Source organism: Streptomyces sp. AcH 505 (genome assembly GCF_000818175.1).
Taxonomy (GTDB): Bacteria; Actinomycetota; Actinomycetes; order Streptomycetales; family Streptomycetaceae; genus Streptomyces.
Genome location: NZ_JTIY01000026.1, coordinates 1 through 18,381, shown reverse-complemented (window position 1 = coordinate 18,381; position 18,381 = coordinate 1). Strand labels below are relative to the sequence as shown.

At 60.9% G+C, this 18,381-nt stretch carries 14 protein-coding genes; 3 read left to right on the top strand and 11 right to left on the bottom strand.

The window, feature by feature from the left end; translation table 11 throughout:
* Positions 1 to 925: AMP-binding protein (locus HY68_RS39345; protein WP_157874624.1), on the top strand; the 925-nt coding region annotated here is incomplete at its 5' end.
* A 35-nt stretch (positions 926 to 960) separates the two neighbouring features.
* On the opposite strand, the gene HY68_RS39340 is transcribed toward HY68_RS39345, so the two are convergent.
* The 11 genes from HY68_RS39340 to HY68_RS39290 form a co-directional block, all read right to left on the bottom strand.
* Positions 961 to 1,914, bottom strand: coding sequence for a CoA ester lyase (locus tag HY68_RS39340; protein WP_157874623.1), 954 nt, complete (start codon positions 1,912 to 1,914; stop codon positions 961 to 963).
* A gap of 140 nt (positions 1,915 to 2,054) precedes the next feature.
* Positions 2,055 to 3,134 (bottom strand): transporter, encoded by a 1,080-nt coding sequence (locus tag HY68_RS39335; RefSeq protein ID WP_157874622.1) that lies wholly within the window; start codon positions 3,132 to 3,134, stop codon positions 2,055 to 2,057.
* Between the two features lie 640 nt (positions 3,135 to 3,774).
* Positions 3,775 to 4,677, bottom strand: coding sequence for an MBL fold metallo-hydrolase (locus HY68_RS39330; protein WP_042002523.1), 903 nt, complete (start codon positions 4,675 to 4,677; stop codon positions 3,775 to 3,777).
* Positions 4,678 to 5,294: 617 nt separating this feature from the next.
* Positions 5,295 to 6,479 carry an acyltransferase gene (locus HY68_RS39325; protein ID WP_042002522.1) on the bottom strand — a complete coding sequence of 395 codons (1,185 nt, stop codon included), beginning with the start codon at positions 6,477 to 6,479 and terminating at the stop codon, positions 5,295 to 5,297.
* Between the two features lie 840 nt (positions 6,480 to 7,319).
* Positions 7,320 to 8,252 carry a sugar-binding protein gene (locus tag HY68_RS39320; protein ID WP_042002521.1) on the bottom strand — a complete coding sequence of 311 codons (933 nt, stop codon included), beginning with the start codon at positions 8,250 to 8,252 and terminating at the stop codon, positions 7,320 to 7,322.
* 92 nt (positions 8,253 to 8,344) lie between these two features.
* Positions 8,345 to 9,427, bottom strand: a complete 1,083-nt coding sequence (locus HY68_RS39315; RefSeq protein ID WP_042002520.1) for an ABC transporter permease — start codon at positions 9,425 to 9,427, stop codon at positions 8,345 to 8,347.
* Positions 9,427 to 10,191, bottom strand: a complete 765-nt coding sequence (locus tag HY68_RS39310; RefSeq protein ID WP_198533601.1) for an ATP-binding cassette domain-containing protein — start codon at positions 10,189 to 10,191, stop codon at positions 9,427 to 9,429. Before HY68_RS39310 ends, HY68_RS39315 begins: the two co-directional genes overlap by 1 nt.
* 397 nt (positions 10,192 to 10,588) lie before the next feature.
* On the bottom strand, positions 10,589 to 11,920 hold the full coding sequence (locus HY68_RS39305; RefSeq protein WP_198533600.1) for a carbohydrate porin: 1,332 nt from the start codon (positions 11,918 to 11,920) through the stop codon (positions 10,589 to 10,591).
* Positions 11,921 to 12,174: 254 nt separating this feature from the next.
* Entirely contained in the window at positions 12,175 to 13,236 is a 1,062-nt protein-coding gene (locus HY68_RS39300; RefSeq protein ID WP_042002518.1) for an ABC transporter permease, read from the bottom strand.
* Positions 13,233 to 14,774 carry a sugar ABC transporter ATP-binding protein gene (locus tag HY68_RS39295; protein WP_042002517.1) on the bottom strand — a complete coding sequence of 514 codons (1,542 nt, stop codon included), beginning with the start codon at positions 14,772 to 14,774 and terminating at the stop codon, positions 13,233 to 13,235. Before HY68_RS39295 ends, HY68_RS39300 begins: the two co-directional genes overlap by 4 nt.
* A 57-nt stretch (positions 14,775 to 14,831) precedes the next feature.
* Complete coding sequence (locus HY68_RS39290; protein ID WP_078864265.1) at positions 14,832 to 15,797, bottom strand: sugar-binding protein; 966 nt, start codon at positions 15,795 to 15,797, stop codon at positions 14,832 to 14,834.
* A gap of 442 nt (positions 15,798 to 16,239) precedes the next feature.
* Between HY68_RS39290 and HY68_RS39285 the strand changes: the two genes are divergently transcribed.
* On the top strand, positions 16,240 to 17,367 hold the full coding sequence (locus tag HY68_RS39285) for an ROK family protein (RefSeq protein ID WP_198533599.1): 1,128 nt from the start codon (positions 16,240 to 16,242) through the stop codon (positions 17,365 to 17,367).
* Between the two features lie 51 nt (positions 17,368 to 17,418).
* On the top strand, positions 17,419 to 18,177 hold the full coding sequence (locus HY68_RS39280; protein ID WP_042002515.1) for an SDR family oxidoreductase: 759 nt from the start codon (positions 17,419 to 17,421) through the stop codon (positions 18,175 to 18,177).
* Positions 18,178 to 18,381 lie beyond the last annotated feature (204 nt).

Sequence of the window (18,381 nt, the reverse complement as noted above, 5' to 3'; positions counted from 1 at the left end):
AAAGCCGTACTTCATGACAGGCTCGACCGCACTGCCAGGCCCGGTTCGCAGGGAATTCGAGCGCATATCCGGCGTCCGCATCCTGAACTCCTACGGAATGACCGAGAACACCGCCAGCATCGCCGTCGATCTGCGGGAAGGCCCGTCGAAAGACGGCAGTTCAGGCGTCCGTCTGCCGTATACTCGTCTCCGTGCTGCAATCATGGGCCGCGATCGACAGGTGGTCCGGTTGTGCGAACCTGATGAGATCGGGATGCTGCTCATCAAAGGCCCGGGACTTGCCCAAGGGTACGTTAGCTCCGAGCATGATCACTCGTCCCGCACCGATGACGGCTGGCTGATCACGGGCGATCTCGGTCGCATTGACAGGGACGGCTATCTGTTTGTGACGGGAAGGGCCAAGGACGTCATCATCCGAGGCGGGCACAACATTGATCCTTCGCTCATCGAGGAGCCGCTGCTCAGGTGTCCGGCTGTCCTCCATGCCGCGGCGGTTGGCAAACCGGACGCTTATGCCGGTGAACTGCCGGTTGTCTTTGTTCAACTCGTTCCGGGATCACAGACCACAGCTTCCGATCTCACCAGCCTCCTGTCGGAGCAGGTTACCGAAAGGGCCGCAGTACCGAAGGACGTCATTATCGTTGACAGGATTCCGCTGACCGATGTCGGCAAGCCGCAAAGGGCCGCCCTGCGCAAGGAGGCGGCGGAGCGCACCTTCCGGGCTGTCCTTTCCGGTGTGGCAAATCTGCTCGCCCGCGAGGAACACCTGGATGTTGCAATGCTGCCGCATCCGCAGTTCGGTACGATCGTAAGAGTTACGGTTGCTTGCGTTGATGGCACACGACAAGCGGCCCTGTCGTCTCAAATCAGCGCGGCCATGGCTCCATATCCCTTCGCATATGAGATCGAATGGGCGCCGGAATAACGAGCCGCGTCGCCCGATTCCGATCCAACGCAGACTCAAGGCTGGATCGCCGCCGCGAGCCCGAGGATCCTCTCCGCCCATTTCACATTGGCGTAATCGACCATGCCCCCCTGAAATTGCGTCGCGCCGTGTCCCCTGCCCTCTGCCTCTCGAAATGCGTCCAGCAACGCACGAGCCCGGGCGATCTCTGCGACCGTGGGCGAAAACACCTCGTTGATGGTCGCCACCTGACCGGGGTGGATCGCGACCTTGCTACTGAAGCCGTGCGCTCGCGCGATGACCGCCTCGGCTCTCAGCGCCTCGGGATTGCGAATGTTCATGAATGCGCCATCGATCAACCATGGGATCTTCGCGGCCCGCGCGTCACAGACGAACTTGCCACGCGCGTAGGTGAGCGCCTCACCGGTCGGGGCCCATTGAGCACCGAGATCGACGATGAGATCGCCTTGTTCAGCGCTTGCAAGCGCCGCGCCGCAAACCCGCCTTACGCCGTGCAGAATATCATACAAGTTACGAAGCCCGAGGCTGGACTCGATGACAATGACAATCTTCACCGCATCCGGGGCAAGGCCGCGCGCGCTCTCGAAGCTCGATAGCCGCTCATCGAGTTCATGAAGATCCTGGGCGTGTTCGACCTTGGGGATCATCAGGACTTGCGAGCCATGTGGCGCCAGCACCGAAAGATCCTTGTCCAGATCGCCAAGGCTGAGCTGGTTGAAGCGAACGAAGATCAGGCGGTCCGACGATTCAGCAAGCCACGCGCGCACATTTGAACGCGCGGCCTCCTTGGCATCGGGTGGAACGGAGTCCTCCAGATCAAGGATGAGCGCGTCGGCGCCTGCCGCGCGTGCTTTCGGCAGGAAGTCCGGGCGGACTCCCGGGACGAACAGCAGGCTGCGAAGAATCGGGGGCGAGTTCATGACAATCGTTCCGGTTTCCATTTCCATGCTAACCCCGACCGGCCGCTCCTGACCTGTTTTCGCGGGCATAGTGACTATGCAATTGCACAGACAACCCCCAGCGCTCCCCATTCACTGCAGCGAGCACCAAGGCCGTCGTTTTGCACCGGCGCAAAAAATGACGCCGCGCAAAGGCGGCGTCAGGGAGGAAGATCCTGGTAGTCTCGTCGTTACTTGTAGAACCGCGGCTTGTTGTCGGAAGCGGGCTCGTCCGGAGCCCACAGCCTGTAGCTGACGCTCGCGAAGCCTCGTATGCCCTGTCCCACTCCGGCTCGATCGACACCAGCCAGCGGCGTTCCACCGGACGCATTCGCCGAAAACTCGTCCGCCACCCAGACCTTCAGCGTCGCTGGACCAAAATCGTAGCCCACCAGACCACCGGCGGCCCAGACATTGAACCTGTTTGAGTTGATCACATAGTTGTAGTAGGCGCTCGACGTGTCGCTTCCGACCTGGCCGACATAGTAGCCGATTGCTCCGATCGTCCATCGTCCGATCGTCTTGGTGGCTGCAAACTCGACATCGAGAACGTTTCCGCTGCGATAGTGAGTGATCGAGTTCTCGGTATTGATCTCGCCATAAGCCGCTGCAGTGAAATTCCATCCGTCCTTCAGATATGAAACGATAAACTCCGGTCGGAAAGTCCACCACGGATTTCCGACATCGCCCAGGCCATTCGCGCCGTTGATCGTTCCATCGGGGACGCCGACGCCGAAGCCGGTTTTGATGAAAAAGCCGGACTCTCCAAGCTTCCAGCTGAGCTCGATCGGAAAAATCGTGCTGTTGTGAAGGCCGCGCTTCATGGTGCTGACCGGCGCACCGGTATCGGCAGCAGCGACCGGTTGCACAAAAACAGCATCGTACTTTGCGCCGAGAAACTCCCACCCCGGAACCCAAAGGATTCCGGCCCCGGCCGTGTTGACGTTGATCGCCGTCGGCGAGCCGCCCACTTTGGGCGCCCCTGGGCCGACGATGCTCGCCTGATAGGTCGACACCTGGTTGAACATGTAAACGCCAGGACCCGGCGTGCTTGCGGTGGTTCCGCCGATTGAGATACCCGGCAAGACTTGCGTGCCAGGATATCCCGCCTCGTAGGCACGGGCCGGCAGTGCGGACGCCGAGGCGATCACAACCGCAATTACGACAGTGAGATTCAAAAATCTGTTCACGTGCGTTTCCCCTCTTTCGCGCGCAATGACTTGATCGTTGGATTTTTTGCAGCCGCCCGCATGTCGTGGACCGATGGTCACGATCAAATTGCTGTTGCTGCCTGCGAGCGATGCTTCGACTGGTGTTTGCTTAGGCGGAGTCGCAAGCGACGTCCGACTCGTCCTCAAAACGGATTGTCGAGCTCATTTCCCTCCTGGTGATTTTTGCTTGCTTGTTGCCTTGACACTAAGTCACCTAGTCACTTGTGTCAACTGCAACGATTTTCCCTGCCGGAGGCGGTCCGACCCGCCACTCGATTACAAAGCAAAGCCCGGGCTACACGCATGCGCCCTCGCGTGATTTCGGCTGATTGCCGCCACCGTCAGGCTGCTGTCGGAAATGTCCCTGCGGACCACCAGACGCAGGCGAAGCCCGCTTGAATGTGCCTGGTGACGCTCGGAAGGCCGCGGACTCGGAGACATGACGCGACGAAGATCCGGCGGGGGAAAACGCCGATCATGTCAGGATTGCCATGGTGGTGTTACCGACGCGCGCTCTTGTCCAGCCCGTGTCTGCTTGGAAAGACGCGCAGCACAACCTGGTCCCGCACAGAAACCGCGGCGCTTCGCGCAGAATCAAGCATACGGCGCGGCCGGGGCGCTACCCCGACATCACGCCGCGATGTTCACGATCCGCGCGAGGCGGGACGAGCGCAATCGTCATGCGACGGCGCCCGTGATCTCATAAACTCAGTTGGTAGCTGAGCGGGACCCAACGGTACCCGCCCTGCGTCCGCTCCACGAAACCGATTCCCGGGAACGGCATGTGATATCCGGTCACAAACAGCTCCTCGGCGACGGCCATGTCCAGCATGCGCTGGCGTGTGGCTGCGGCCTTCTCCTTGTCGTCGTCGACGTCGAGATGGATGTCCGGCCGCTGCAGCGACACCACATAGTGGCCGCAGGTATCGGCCCAGTTCAGCAGCCGCCTGCCCTCGCTTTCGATGAGATAGGCCATCATCCCCGGAGAATGCCCGGCCGCATCAACAGCCCGGATGCCGGACACGATCTCATCCCCCGGCTTGACGAAGGTCGCGCGATCGGCGAGTGGCGCCGCGAGCTGCATGAAAAGCTCTCGATTGAACTGCCGCGCCTCCCGCACCTCGCCACGCAGCCAGAAATCGAATTCCGCCGCTCCGAATACATAGCGCGCCTTGGGAAACACCGGCGCGCCGGCTTCCATCAACCCGCCGATATGATCGGGATGACCGTGGGTGATGACGACGATATCGACATCTTCCGGCCGATAGCCGAGTTGGCCCATCCGCTCGACCAGGCGCCCATCCGGCAGGCGGCCACGAAGCGGTTCGCGCTCGCGCTGCAGGGCGCCGTTGCCGGTGTCGAACAACACCAGTTGCGTCCCGGTATGCACCAGGATTGGAATGAACGGATGTTCGTAGCGAAAGGGATCGATCCGGTTGGCGCGGGCCAGCGCCTGCACCTCCTGGGCCATCGTCGGGCCGCCATGGGAGGGGCTTAGTCCCTCGCGAACGATCTTGCTATCCAGAATGGTCGTTATCTCGAAGCGACCGAGCTTGAAGCCATAGATAGAGGGCTGGAGGTCGCCTCGCGCCGGAATTACCATTCGTCTCCTCCTTGCGTGTCAACAATCAGACGAACGCCGCATCCCAAGGTCCGCGTATGGGACGTCCGCGCGCCTGCAATAACACGAACCCAAAGGGCACGGGTAGACCGATGATCAGGGCACGGCAGGTCCCTTGCGTTCTTTCAATGTCCGCAGGGGATGACATTGCAAGAAGCACGGCGTCGCGGATTTCTAAGATCCTGAAACCGCCGGCGTCAGGTCAATCCCGTCGGACCGCTTCTTTTGTAAGACGCTTTCGACGGCGGAGCCGACCGGTGGGCGTCGTCGATCAGATCGTCGGGACGGAATCGACTGGCGCCTTGTCTTCGCATCGAATGGGCACATGATCGGCCGTTGACGGGCGTGAGAGCTTTTGATGGGACTTCGCGGCATGCCCGCACACGGGCATGCCGACACCTGTCACCTCAGAGTGGTTGAATGTTCTGACGGAACTTATTGTTCCACCAACTCTTGCCCTGCCGGGGACTGCGATGAGGCAGCGGATACGCAACCGTCGCTCACGCCGCCTGAACTGTTTGGCAGAGGCGTAGCAGCGGTCCGCCATCATCGCAGCGGCCTTGACCACGGCGGAAGCCCAAAAAGCTGGTCAGGCGCCCTCACAGGACGTGCGTCGCTTCCGGGATTCGGCGCAACGCCGCCGTCGCAGCCCAGCTCAGAGCGACTGTGAGCGCGAAGGTAACCACTGCCTTGACGATGGCGGGGAGATCGAAATCGAATAGCCAGTACTGCAGCCAGAGCACGATCGGGTAGTGCACCAGGAATATGCCGTATGCGTCAGCTTGCAGCGGATCGAGCACGCTCCAGCCCGATCGTTCAAACCTCAGGAAATAAGCGAAGATTGTGAACATGATGGCTGCGCTGAAGGCGACGAAGAGCAGACCGTAGCTCGCCTCGTACCAGTCCGGCAGAAATACAGGATTTCCCAATAGCTCGCGCTTGACGGCGATCAACCCCCACATCAGGCAATACGGAACGAGCGTCACGATCACCCAGCCCCAGCCACTCCTCGCCAACTGTCCGTTTGCGCTTAGCAGGCCTCGATCGAAATTCGCGGCACCAACTCCGGCTCCGATGAAGAAGTAGGCAGCGTAGAGCAGCACGCGATCGGCCTGAACATCGAACGGTCCGATCGAGAACCATCGGCTCGGTCCGAAATAGAGCCGCCCCGGAATATAGACGACAGCGGTGACCGCCACGAGAAACTGGCAGAAGTCGGCCGGCCTATCGAAGGCGCGCAGGGACAGGCGATTGATCGGATCGAGCAGTTTGGGGGAAATCCGGTAGAGCAGCGTTGCCGAAAGGTCGAACGCCAGCAACACCCAGACAAACCAGACGGGGCCGCTCGGCCAGGGGCCGACGGTGATCGTCTTCCACCAGAATGCGGCGAAGCCGATATCGGGGGACTGACGCAGCGAAATTGCGTAATACGCGATCGGCGTGATCGTGAATGCAGCGATCGTAAAGGGCATGCCGAGCCGGAGCAAGCGATCGCGAAAGAAGATCCGCGGCGTCTTAAAAGCAAGGCTCGGCCAGACAAACAGTCCGGAGAGAAAGAAGAACATCGCCATGAAGAAGCTGTCGGTGGCGAGAACGATACAGTCGAACCCCATCCATTGCGCGGGATCAGTATGACCGAAATAAGTATAGGGAATGACCGTATGGTGGATGAGCACCACAAGCGTCAGGAAAACGCGGATGCGATCAATTGGGAAGTTGCGCGCTTTGGCCGTCGGCGTCGCCGGAACCTCCGCGGCCGCCCCTGAGGGGGAGATAGATGTCATCCTTGTCCTAGTCCCAATGTTCTTCTTGCTGGCGGCCCCGCAATTATTCGAAAGGAGATTAATCCTTTCCAATAAGGCATTGGATCGGATGAACGGGCCTCCTCGAATTTTGAGACCAGCAGATGCAAAACACGGCGGCGCGGCCGCCGCTTGGCCGGAAACAAACCAAACGCTGCCACAACGTCGTCACAACAGCCAGCCGCCTATTTGAATGCGCGACCATTCTCCGCGCCCACACGAACATGAGGAAATCGGATCGTGCAGCCAGTAAGATAGGGCGCACGTCAGATCACGAGCATATCCACGCAATCGCTCACGCGGGCACTTCGCCGAACGGCAATCCTGTGAGGAACGGACACGGTTGGTGCGCTCGTGATGGGAGCGATCTTTTGCTGTGCTAGTGCCCCGCATCCGAAGTTCGTGATACATCGCAGCACGCTCTGACATGAACTTCGGATGCATTAGGGGGCTCGAGCAACTATATGGTTCTAGTACCGCTTTTCGATCTAAAATTCGTGGAACGAGTTTGCAGCAGGTGGTGCACTTCAGATCAGCGGCAGCCAGCGCGCGCAAGCCGCCGCCTCCCTCCGCCCGGCGAGCTAGGGATCCACGATCTGCCGCCGGGCCAGCAGATCGACTGAGAGCGGCAACGAGTGTCCCGAATTCGAAGTTCGTATCACTTAGCAGCACCTCCGAGACGAACTTCGAATTCGATCAGGACACTAGAAAACCTTGGATTCTAGTGCAGCTTATGTTTCCGAAATTCCCTCGAAGAAATCGCCGCGATGTGAGGGGAATTCGGAAACGCTGCACTAGGCGCGCGTCGGGTCACCAACGCTTTCACTTCAAAAGCTGAGCGACATTGTCTTTGGTGACGAGATCAAGACCCGTGTAGATGATCTGCGGCGCCGTCTGGCCCTTCTTGATCGCCAGCAGGGTTTCCATGGCCTTCTCGCCCATCTCGAACGGCCGCTGGCCGGTAAGCGCGTTGGAATAGCCATCGCGCAGCAGTTCGAGCTGCATCTTGAGTGTATCGGCCACGACAAGCGTGAACTTGCCGGCGTCGATATCCTTCTTATTCTTGTTGACGAAGGCCTTGTAGCCTTCGGGGGCGAACATTGGCCAGCCGCCAACCGGTACGATGGCCGCAAGGTCCGGCGTCGCGGTGCGCAGGTCGGTCATCTGTTGAACCGCAAGCGCGGGGTCGTCATTGCAGAAGGTCGGCGAACCTGCGACCTCGACCCATTTCGACCCCTTGAGTGCTTCGCGAACGCCGTCGACGCGTTCGGCAAGATTCGTGGCGCCCGGTCCGCCGGAGACCATGGCGTACTTGCCGCCATCAGGCCGGAGTTGCAACAGCTGCTTGCCCAGTGCAACGCCGAAATCCTTGTTGTTTGTGCCAATATAGGCCAGGCGCTTGGAGCCCGGCGCATCCGCATCGAAAGTTACGACCGGGATGCCGGCCGCGGCCGCGGCGTCGATCGACTTGGTCATGGCCGCGACGTCGGCGACCGAGATCGCAAGACCATCCACCTTCTGTGTGACGAAGTCCTGGATGATCTGGGCTTGGGTGGCCGGCTCGTGCTCGATCGGGCCCTTGTAGATGCATTCGATGTTGCCGAGTTCCTTGGCGCGCTTCATGCAGCCGTCCCGCACCCCGTCGAAAAAGGGGTTGTTCATCGCCTTGGGCACGATCACGAAGCGGTAGGTCTCGGCGAGAGCCGGTGTCGCGATCATTGCCACGGCTATGCCGGCAAGCAGAAGCTTCCTCATTGGTCTCCTCCACGGTTGTTATGCCTATCCTTGAGATTTCCGTTCAGGGAGGTGGATAGACGACACATTCGTTGCCCTCCCGGCCTTCATCTTCAAATCATGCGGGAGCGGACGCGATCGACGAGCACAGCCAGAATGATGATCACGCCCACCAATGTCTGCTGCCAATAGGAATTGACCTGCGCGAGCACGAGACCGTTGCGGATAACCTCAAGCAGCAGGCAGCCGACGATGGCGCCGAGCGGTCCGCCGAGGCCGCCCGCAAGCTTGGCGCCGCCGATGACTGCCGCGGCGATCACGTTGAGTTCATAGGACATCGCCATGTTCGCCGGCGCCGAACCGAGCCAACCGCAGACGATGATCCCTTGCAGTCCCGCGCCGAGCGCGCAGATCGCATAGACTTCGATCTTCACCCGCACAACCGAAACGCCGGTCAATTCGGCAGCCTTCTCATTGCCGCCAAGCGCAAAAACGTGACGACCGAACGCCGTATGGTGCAATACAACCGCCATCAACAGGGCGAGGATCACGAGATAGATGAAAGGCGCGGGCACTCCGGACAGGTCGCCCGACGTGATTGCGTAGAAATAGTCGGCGTCCGGCCCGCCTGGGGAAGCGCCCCTGCCGTTAGAGACGACATAGCCGAGGCCGCGCACGATCGAGAGCATGCCGAGCGTGGTCACGAAGGGCGACAGCCCAAGCACTGCGATGCAGAAGCCATTGACGAGGCCAACGATCAGCGCAGTCCCAAGTCCCGCGAGGACCGAAATAAGCAGGATCAAGCCGGGTATATTGGCAACGACAGTCTTGCCGTCGGTCGCCATGTGGACGAACAGCGATGCACCGGGCATGCTTGGAGTCGACAAACTCGTCATGACCATCGATGTGACCATGGCGGAAAAGCACATCATCGAACCGACCGAGAGATCGATGCCGCCAGTGATGATCACCAACGTGACACCGAGGGTAGCGATCGCGATGAAGGAAAAATTCTTCGCCACGTTTTGGATATTGCCTCCGGTGAAGAAGTAGGGACTCGCGAAGTGCATCACCACGATGAGGACCAATAGCGCCAGCGCAACATAGCCGGTCTGCGAGGCAAAAAGGCCGCGTTGCCACCATCTGGCCTGGCCGACATTGGCAAAGGAGATAGGGGATTCCATCGGCAGGGCCATCACGCGGCCTCCTTGGCGCCGGTGATGAGGGCCGTTACTTCCTCAGGGCTGGTATCACGGATCGGCTTGTCCGCCCTTTTCTCGCCGCGACGCATCACGATGACGCGATCGCAGACCGCGAAGACGTCGGGCATGCGGTGGGAGATCAGCATGACGGCAACGCCCTGTTCTTTCAGGCGATGGATCAGGCTCAGCACTTGCTCGACCTGCCGAACCGAGATTGCAGCGGTTGGCTCATCCATCATGACAAGCTTGGCGTTGGATAGCCGCGTCCGCGCGATGGCAACCGCCTGGCGTTGCCCACCCGACATCTGCTTGACGAGATCGTGCGGCCGGGTCTCGGAACGCAACTCGCCAAAAAGCTCCAGTGCGCGGGCCGCCATCGCCTTGTGGTCAAGAAAGGCGAAGGGACCGAATCTGCGCTTGAGTTCTCGTCCGAGGAACACGTTTGCTGCCGCCGTCAGATTGTCAGCGAGCGCAAGATCCTGGTAAACGACCTCGATGCCAACGGCACGCGCATCAACCGGACGATGGAAGTGGACAGCCTTGCTTTCGAAGCGAATCTCTCCTGAGCTCGGTGCGAAGTTGCCGGCGATGATTTTCACGAGTGTCGACTTTCCCGCGCCATTGTCGCCCATGAGACCGACGACCTCTCCAGATGAAACTTGCATGTCAATGGCATGCAGCGCGCGGATCGCGCCGAATTGCTTGCCGACCCCCGTCAATTCCAGAACCGGCTGGCCGGCCTGAGGCATCTTCACCATGACAATCCCCTACTCATTCGGCGTCCGATAACGACCTCAAGACCATGTCCCGATCCACGACACGGCGCAGACCTCCCGTGGTAAGACCGACGACCTTCGCCGCACGCCGGCGAATTTACCGACGCGGTCTAGTGTCCCGAATTTCACAGCCCCTTACGAGGACGCCTTGCGTTCGCTAATCCTTCGCCGCCGTCGGGCGAGACAGAGAACCGCAACGATCAATGACCGCATGAATGGTGCTCTTGCCGGCCCCTCGCCGTCGAGGCGACTTACCAGCAGAGCTCGCGGATGTGCGAGCTCTCTGATCGGGCTTTTCGGCATGCCCGCATACGGACATGCACGCACATCTCTCGTCCGGGTTGCTCAATGCTTTTGGCCCGGAAGGCAGTCGCCAGCGTCAGAAGTGGACCTCCGTGCGCAAACCATAAACCCAGGCATCCTCGGTCTTCACGCCGGCGACATTAAATCCGCGTCCGCCAGGATTGATCACATACTGGAGGTCGAACTTGAGGTTCATCCAGCCGGTCGCCTGCCACCCGTACCAGGCTTCGAGCGGAATTTCGTTACCGCCGGCATTCGGGCTGAGGGCGGCCGAATTCACATGAGTCGTGCCCACAGCGAAGCCGACTTCGTCCCTGGGGCGCCAGGCGAACGTTCCGGTGTGCCTAAAGCCCAAGGCAATCTGGTAGTCCTGGTACGAGGTCCGGTGATCGGCAACGGTCGTATTAAGGAAGGTATACCAACCCTGCGCATCGGGGCCGTCAACGGTCAGCCGCTGCAGGATCGACTCGTAGAAGCCGTAGCGGCCTCTTTGATCCCCGAGAGTTTGACCTGGGACACCACCGACGCCCGGGATGGTGGCGGTGATACCCGGAAGGCCTCCGTCAATGCTTGATGCGCTGTCGTACCAGCCGCCAAGTCTCCAAGTCCCCGTCAAGGGAGCCTTCGGCGACCAGACCAACTCCACCGGCACCAGCACGCCGCTGGCGGGGTTTGAGGCCGGGATGCCCGGCAACATGTAGATGGCAGGGTCTGACGTCGTCAGATAATTCGGATTGGCGTCGTAGACGCCGACCGAAAGCGTGAATTCCGGGGACAGCTTGTAGTGGGCGACACCGGCCCACTGACTCACCGGCCAATTATAGATGTACCCACCCTGGATATTGCCGGGCTGGCCGCCGCAGAAGGTCAGGTTAATGAATTCGCACAGACCGAAGAAGAAGTCGGAGCCGACTGGAAGACGGCCGCCCTTCAGTTCAAGGCGGTCATCGAAAAGCAACTGCGAGTAGTAGAACTGTGTCAGGCGCGGAATATTGCCGCGGCCGAACACTTCGTTGGTCAGCTGCAAGGCGGGAATGTCCGCGTCGGTATTCAGATTTCTGCCGAAGCGGTCGACCAGCGTGAAACCGACGGTGCCGCCATGGATGCCGGCAAGCTTCTCCAGATCGAACTTCGCGCCAAACCACAACTGACCAGCGTTGGCTGTGGCGTTCTTGCTTCCACCCGAGACATTGCCGACGGCTTCGTCACCCAGCGTCACGCCCAGATCGATGCCCATCTCCTTCAGCCTCGTCCTGCCGAGATCGCCAAACAGGTACGGTCTCGTCCAGAAATCATCGTCAACATAAGGAACAGGCGGAGCTTTCGTTAAAAGATCGGCCGCATACGCTCCACCGCTCATCAGAGATGACAGAGCAACCGCCACCCCCCACGCATGCACGGCCTTCACAGACCTATCCAGCATTTTGGCCCTCCCAACGTCACAGGCTTTGTCTTTCGTCTCACGTCCCGGTCCAAAGCCGTTAAGCCTGGAACGTGCTCTCTCCCCAGAGACTCCGATTTCAGTGGCCGAGAAAAAGCGGCTGTATATGAATTATTTCCTTTGGCGGTATCGTCGTTGGCGAACAGCGGACAGTCGCAAAGCCGTTCTCCCCATTGAGTCCTTCCGCCACTCTCGGGTCGTGGTTTTCCTTTGTTGAGCTGTCATGCCTGATCGCCTGTACCGGTTGGCAACGCTGCCGCGCCGCGCGCCGATGCGCTTTGCTTCCCCTGCACGAGTGTGGATCTTGGCGCCGTGCGGGCCAGGCCGGCCAGCGCCGCCGTGCGCCGCCGACGGGCCTGCAATTGCTGATCCGCCAGCACGCCGAGCAAAATCACCGTCCCCATCACCGCAAAGTTCAGGGAATTGGGAATGCCCAGGATGTTCACAAGGTTCTGCAGCACCTGCAGCAGCGCCGTGCCCAGCACGATACCCAGAATGGAGCCCTCGCCTCCACGCAGGCTGCACCCACCCAGGACGGCAGCCGCAATTGCATAGAGCTCGTAGAAGTTGCCAAAAGAACTCGGAGAGACCGAGTTGGTATAGAACACGAACAATACGGTTGAGACGCCAGCGAGCCCGCCACTGATGATGTAGGCGGTCGCGATCACGACAGTCGTGTTGATACCGGAGAAGCGCGCCGCTTCCTCGTTTTTGCCAACCGCATAGAGCCAGCGCCCGTAAACCGAGCGGTGCAGCAGCACGCCGAGAATCAGCGCAAGGATGATCAGGAAAATGAAGGTGTTCGGGATGCCCGCGATGTTGCCGGAGGCGATGTTGCCCAGCGTGCTGGCCTCATCACCGTAGCCGAAGCCGCGTGTCGAATCGCTCGTGTAGTAGCGCGCGGCGCCGCGATAGATCAGCAACCCGCCCAGCGTCACGATGAAGGGCTGCATTTTCAGGCGAGTGATCAGGAAACCCTGGATGCCCCCCAGCGCCAGTCCACCCAGCAAGACCAGCAGCAGCGCGAAAGGCCAAGGAACCTGGTAAGTCGTCAGAAGGTCGATGAAGACGACGCCAAGCAGCGCGAACATCGAGCCGAGCGAAAGGTCGATTCCTCCGGTGATGATCACAAACCCCTCGCCCAGCGCGAACACACCGAACAGGCCGATCAGATTGGCCATATTCAGCAAGTTCACAAACGACAGGAAAGCCGGATTGATCGCGCCGGTGATCGCAGAGATCACCACCAGCAGCAGGAACAGGCCGAGCTCTTTCTTCATCATGGCGTCGCAGCCTCCACGGTTTCCAGCTCTTGGGTTTCCAGCTCTTGGCCCACCGCCAGCCGCAACACGTTATATTCGCTGAACTGCTCGCGCTTGAGCACGCCGCTGACGCTCCCTTCGTGCATCACGGCCACCCGGTCGGAGACGCCGATGACCTCCTCCATGTCCGAGGAGATCATCACAATCGCGACGCCCTCGTCGGCGAGGCCGCGCATCAGCGCGTAGATCTCGCTCTTGGCCCCGACATCGATGCCGCGGGTCGGCTCGTCGAAGAACATCACGCGCGGCTGCATGGAAAGCCACTTGCCGAGCACGACTTTTTGCTGATTGCCGCCGGAGAGCGTCACGGCCTCCATATCGATGCTCGGCGCTTTCATCGAGAGGCTCCTGGCCTGATCCTTCGCGACATTGCGCTCGGCCGCGCCGTTGACCAGCCACATCCGCGCGTAATCCAGCAAGCTCGCGAGCGTCACGTTCTCCCGAATCGGCAGCTCCAGCACCAGCCCGGATTTCTTGCGGTCCTCCGGCACTAGGTAGATCCCTTGTCTGATGGCGTCGCGCGGCGACGCGATACCGACCGGCGTGTTGTCGATCCTGATCTCGCCACCCAGCAGCGGGTCAATGCCGAAGACCGCGCGAGCAAGGGAGGTGCGGCCAGCACCCACAAGCCCGGCCAAGCCGAGGATCTCACCGCGCCGCACCGACAGGTCGACAAGGCGGTCGGGAAAGGCTGATGTCACAAGGCCGGCGATATCGCAGCCGCCCGGCTGTGGCGAGCGCTTCGGCGGCGTATACAGCGCCTTCAGGTCGCGGCCGATCATCAGCCGGATCATCGCAGCATGGCTTAGCTCGTCCCGCGCCAGCTCTCCCACCGTGCGCCCGTCGCGCAGCACCACGACGCGATCGGCGCAGGTCATGATCTCGCCCAGCCGGTGCGAGATATAGATCACCGAGATGCCATGCGCCTTCAGGTCGGCAATCACGTCCAGCAGCCGTTCAGTTTCCGAAATTGTCAGGCTGGAGGTCGGCTCGTCCATGATGATCACGCGGGCATCAATCGAGAGCGCCTTGACGATCTCCACCATCTGACGTTCCGCGATGGACAGATCGTCGACCAGGGAGCTCGGCGTGAAATCGGCACCCAACCGCTCCAGCAGCGGCATCACGCAGGCGCGCATCTCCGCGTTATCCACCAGCTTCAGCGCGCCGCCAGTCAGCTTCTCGCGCCCGATGAAGACGTTGGCAGCGACATCGAGATTCTCGAACAGGTTGAGCTCCTGGTGCACGAAGGCGATACCTGCCTGCATCGCCCCGCTCACCGTCATCCGGGCGTGGGTGCTGTCGCCGATACGGATCACGCCCTCGCTCGGCGCGACCACGCCCGCCAACACACGCATCAGCGTCGATTTGCCGGCGCCGTTCTCGCCGATCAGGCCCAACACCTCGCCGCGGCACACGCGCAGACTGACATCGTCGAGCGCCCGAATGCCGGGATAGGTCTTGCTGATCCCGCTGAGTTCAAGCAGCGTCTCCGCCATTTGGCGCCCCTCCCCGCCCACCGCCCGGCGACAGCCGGGCGGTGAAGCACACCAAAATCACTTCTTCAGCAGTTCCTTCAGATTTGCAGCGAACTCGGCGACGTTGGACTTGCCGATCACCTTGGTCGGCACGATCAGCTTGCCGTCCGCCGGGATCCAGGACTTGTCGCCGTTCAGCGTTTTGATGATGTTGGTCGCGGAGAGATAGCCAAACTCGTACGGCTGCTGCACGACCGTCGATTCGATCGTTCCGTCGGAAATGCCCCGCAGCGTCCGCTGATCCTCGTCGAAGCCAACGATCTTCACCTTGCCGACCTTGCCCGCCGCCTTCACCGCGTCATAGATCAGCGGCGTCTCGTAGCTCCACAGGCCGGACAGCAGCGCAATGTCGGGATATTTGACGAGCACGTTCTCCATGTTCGCCTTGGCCTTGGCGAAGTCCACCTGGTCGGTGAATACGTCGACCAACTCGACCTTGGTGCCGGCGATCGCATCCTTGATGCCCTGCACGCGCTCGCGGGCGTTGTCGGCATCCATCGTCCCGACGAACAATGCGATTTTGCCGCCGTTCGGCAGCGCCTTCTTGATCTCCTCGCCCGCCTGCCGCCCGGCCGCGACGTTATCTGTGCCGATGTAGGCAAGGCGTTTGCTCTGCGGCGCGTCGCTATCCGTCGTGATCAACACGGCCTTGGCCGCAACCTTGTTGAGTTCTTCGGTTGCGTGCGGCGCATCGTCGACAGAGATGGAGATTCCGGCCACGCCGCGCACGAGCAGGTCGTCCAACTCGCGCCGTTGGCCAGCTGCGGTTCCTTCGTTGGTGACGATCAACTCGATGTTGTAGTCCGGATGCTCTTTCTGTGCCTTCTCGAGCCCGCGGCCGGCGATGGTCCAGAAGTCGGCTGCGACATTGGTCACCAGTGCGACGGTCTTTTTCTGCTGCGCCTGCGCCGCCCCCGTGGCCAACGCGAGCGCCGCTGCGCTCACCAGCAGCGGTACGATCAATGACTTCATCGAGTCCTTCATGTGCGCCTCCCTTTGAGTGATCCCGGTGTGAGAGATCCATGGCACTTCTTGCACCATATTTTCTTTATGATATGAATAAATTATCGCAACAAAACATCGAGTCAAGGGTGTTTCTTATCATTTACTCACGCATAAATGGTTATAAAGGTAAAATGAGCACCCTTAACCAGTCGATTTTCACTCCTATTGATGTTGCGCACGCTTATTAATTTCATTACGTGAATTAAACTTTTGCGTACATTGATTAAGTTCACTTACCGAAATAAGAATCACCATGGATGAGCAGCCCGAACCGCCCAGACGTGCTCCAAGCGTGGCCCATGGATCGAACCGCGGTCGCCTCGTCGAAGTCTTGCGACACCAAGGGCCATTGCCGCGGGTAGAGCTCGCACGCAGCACGGGACTGAGCTTTGCTGCTATTTCGGCCATAACGTCGAAACTGATGGCGGAAGAGCTGCTGTGCGAGGCCGACACCGGGGCGGCGACGTGGCCCGATGACACCGACGACGAGGATCCGGACCGGCTGAATGGCCGTCGCCGTGGCCGGCCGCCCGTACTGCTGACCCTGAACCCGGAGTTTGGCCGCATCATCGCGATCTCGCTGCGCATGAACCTGATTGAGACGCTGATCGCGGATTTCAGTGGCTCCGGCTTGGCGCAATCGCGGCTTGTACTCTCGACGCGCGCTCTCGATGCGGGCGCGTTGAGTGATCTCGTGATCGCACAGATCGACGCCATGCTTGGCGCGACGGCCACGCCGCGGCATCGGCTGTTGGGAATCGGGATTGCGCTGCAGGGCATCGTGAACACCGACACCGGACGACATCTGTGGAGTCCGGCGCTGTCGATCACCGACGTCGACCTGGCGACGCCGATCCGTCAGGCATTCGGCGTCGAAGTCGTGATGGCGAACGATGCTGTCGCGGTTGCGCTGGCTCTCGCAGCCTCGGAGCCAGCACTGGCGCAGGGCCTCTCGGCGACGATCATGGTGGGCCACGGCGTCGGGATGGGCATCGTCGTCGACGGTCAGGCGCGTTGGGGCGCCGGCGCAAGCAGCGAGATCGGCCATGTCAAGTTGGCGCCGAACGGTCCGCAATGCCGCTGCGGTCAGCGCGGCTGCATCGAGGCTCATCTCGCCGACTATGCGCTCTACCGCGACGCCCGCACCTTTCTCGACCTGCCGCCGGCGGTGTCGCAGCAGCCGTCCGAGGCACAGATGGCGCTGCTGCGCGAGCGAGCGTTGGGCGGCGATCCTCGTCTCGAGCACTTATTCCAGCAGGCAGGCCGCGCGCTCGCAGAGGCGGTCGCCACGACGATATCGGTGCTGCGCCCACATCATGTCATCCTGGCGGGCCCCGGCCTGCAGGCCTTTGACATGATGCGCCACGCCTATGAGGAGCGGCTCGATCAGGCAGTGTTGCCGTGGCTGCTCAAGTCCACGGCGATATATATACGTCCAAGCGAATCGGCGGCCATTGTCGATGGCATGGCGCTGCGGACTCTGCGGGTCGTGGACCGAAGCCACATGGAGACGGCGGAACGAATACCGGGAGCTGCGGCCCTTGTTTGAGCCGCAGCAACGCAACCGACGCCCTTCAGGCGCCAAATCAAGAGGATCTCAATGCAGGGCGCGATCTATCCGAGCCTTAACGACCGGACTGTGCTGGTGACCGGCGGCGGCTCCGGCATTGGCGAAGCCATCGTCCGCCAGTTCGTCGCCCAAGGCGCGCGGGTCGGTTTCATCGACATCGATGCGCAGGCCTCAAAGCAGTTGCTGGCCAGCCTGCCGGCACATGCTCGCGCGCAGTTCGAGCACGCGGATCTGCGCGACATCGACGCCCTGAGACGCGCGGTCGCCAGCATCCGCGAGGCGCTCGGGCCGATCACCATCCTGGTCAATAACGCGGCCCGCGACGACCGTCACGCGATCGAGGACGTCACGCCGGAATACTGGGACGAGCGGATCGCCGTCAATCTGAAACATCAGTTCTTCAGCGCCCAGGCGATCGCACCGGACATGATCCAGGCGGGCGGTGGTGCGATCGTCAACATCGGCTCGGTGAGCTGGGTGATCGGCCAGGGCAACATGCCCTGCTACACCACCGCCAAGTCCGCGGTTCAGGGCCTGACCCGTGCGCTCGCGCGCGATCTTGGGCCAAAGAACGTGCGGGTCAACTCCATCCTGCCCGGATGGATCATGACCCAGCGGCAGCAAGATCGGTGGTTGACGCCCGAAGGTGAGGCCGAACTCATGCAGCGCCAATGCCTTAAGCGCAAGCTCGTGCCGGACGACATCGCCCGCGTCGTCCTCTTCTTCGCCGCCGACGATAGCGGTGCCTGCACAAATCAGAACTACATCGTCGATGGCGGCTGGGTCTAACCCTATCCCGGACTGCGCTGACGAGATCTGGCGAACTGGACTTATGAGGCACGACACTCGGCAACGACGTGTGCCCATCGGCTCGAAGTTTCTGAAGGATTCGAAAATCGACGAGCGCCGAGGCTCATCTCGCGCAGCAACGCCCGTCGCAATTTAGAGCGTTTTCCAGCGAAGTGGATACCGGTTCGCGTCAAGAAAACGCGT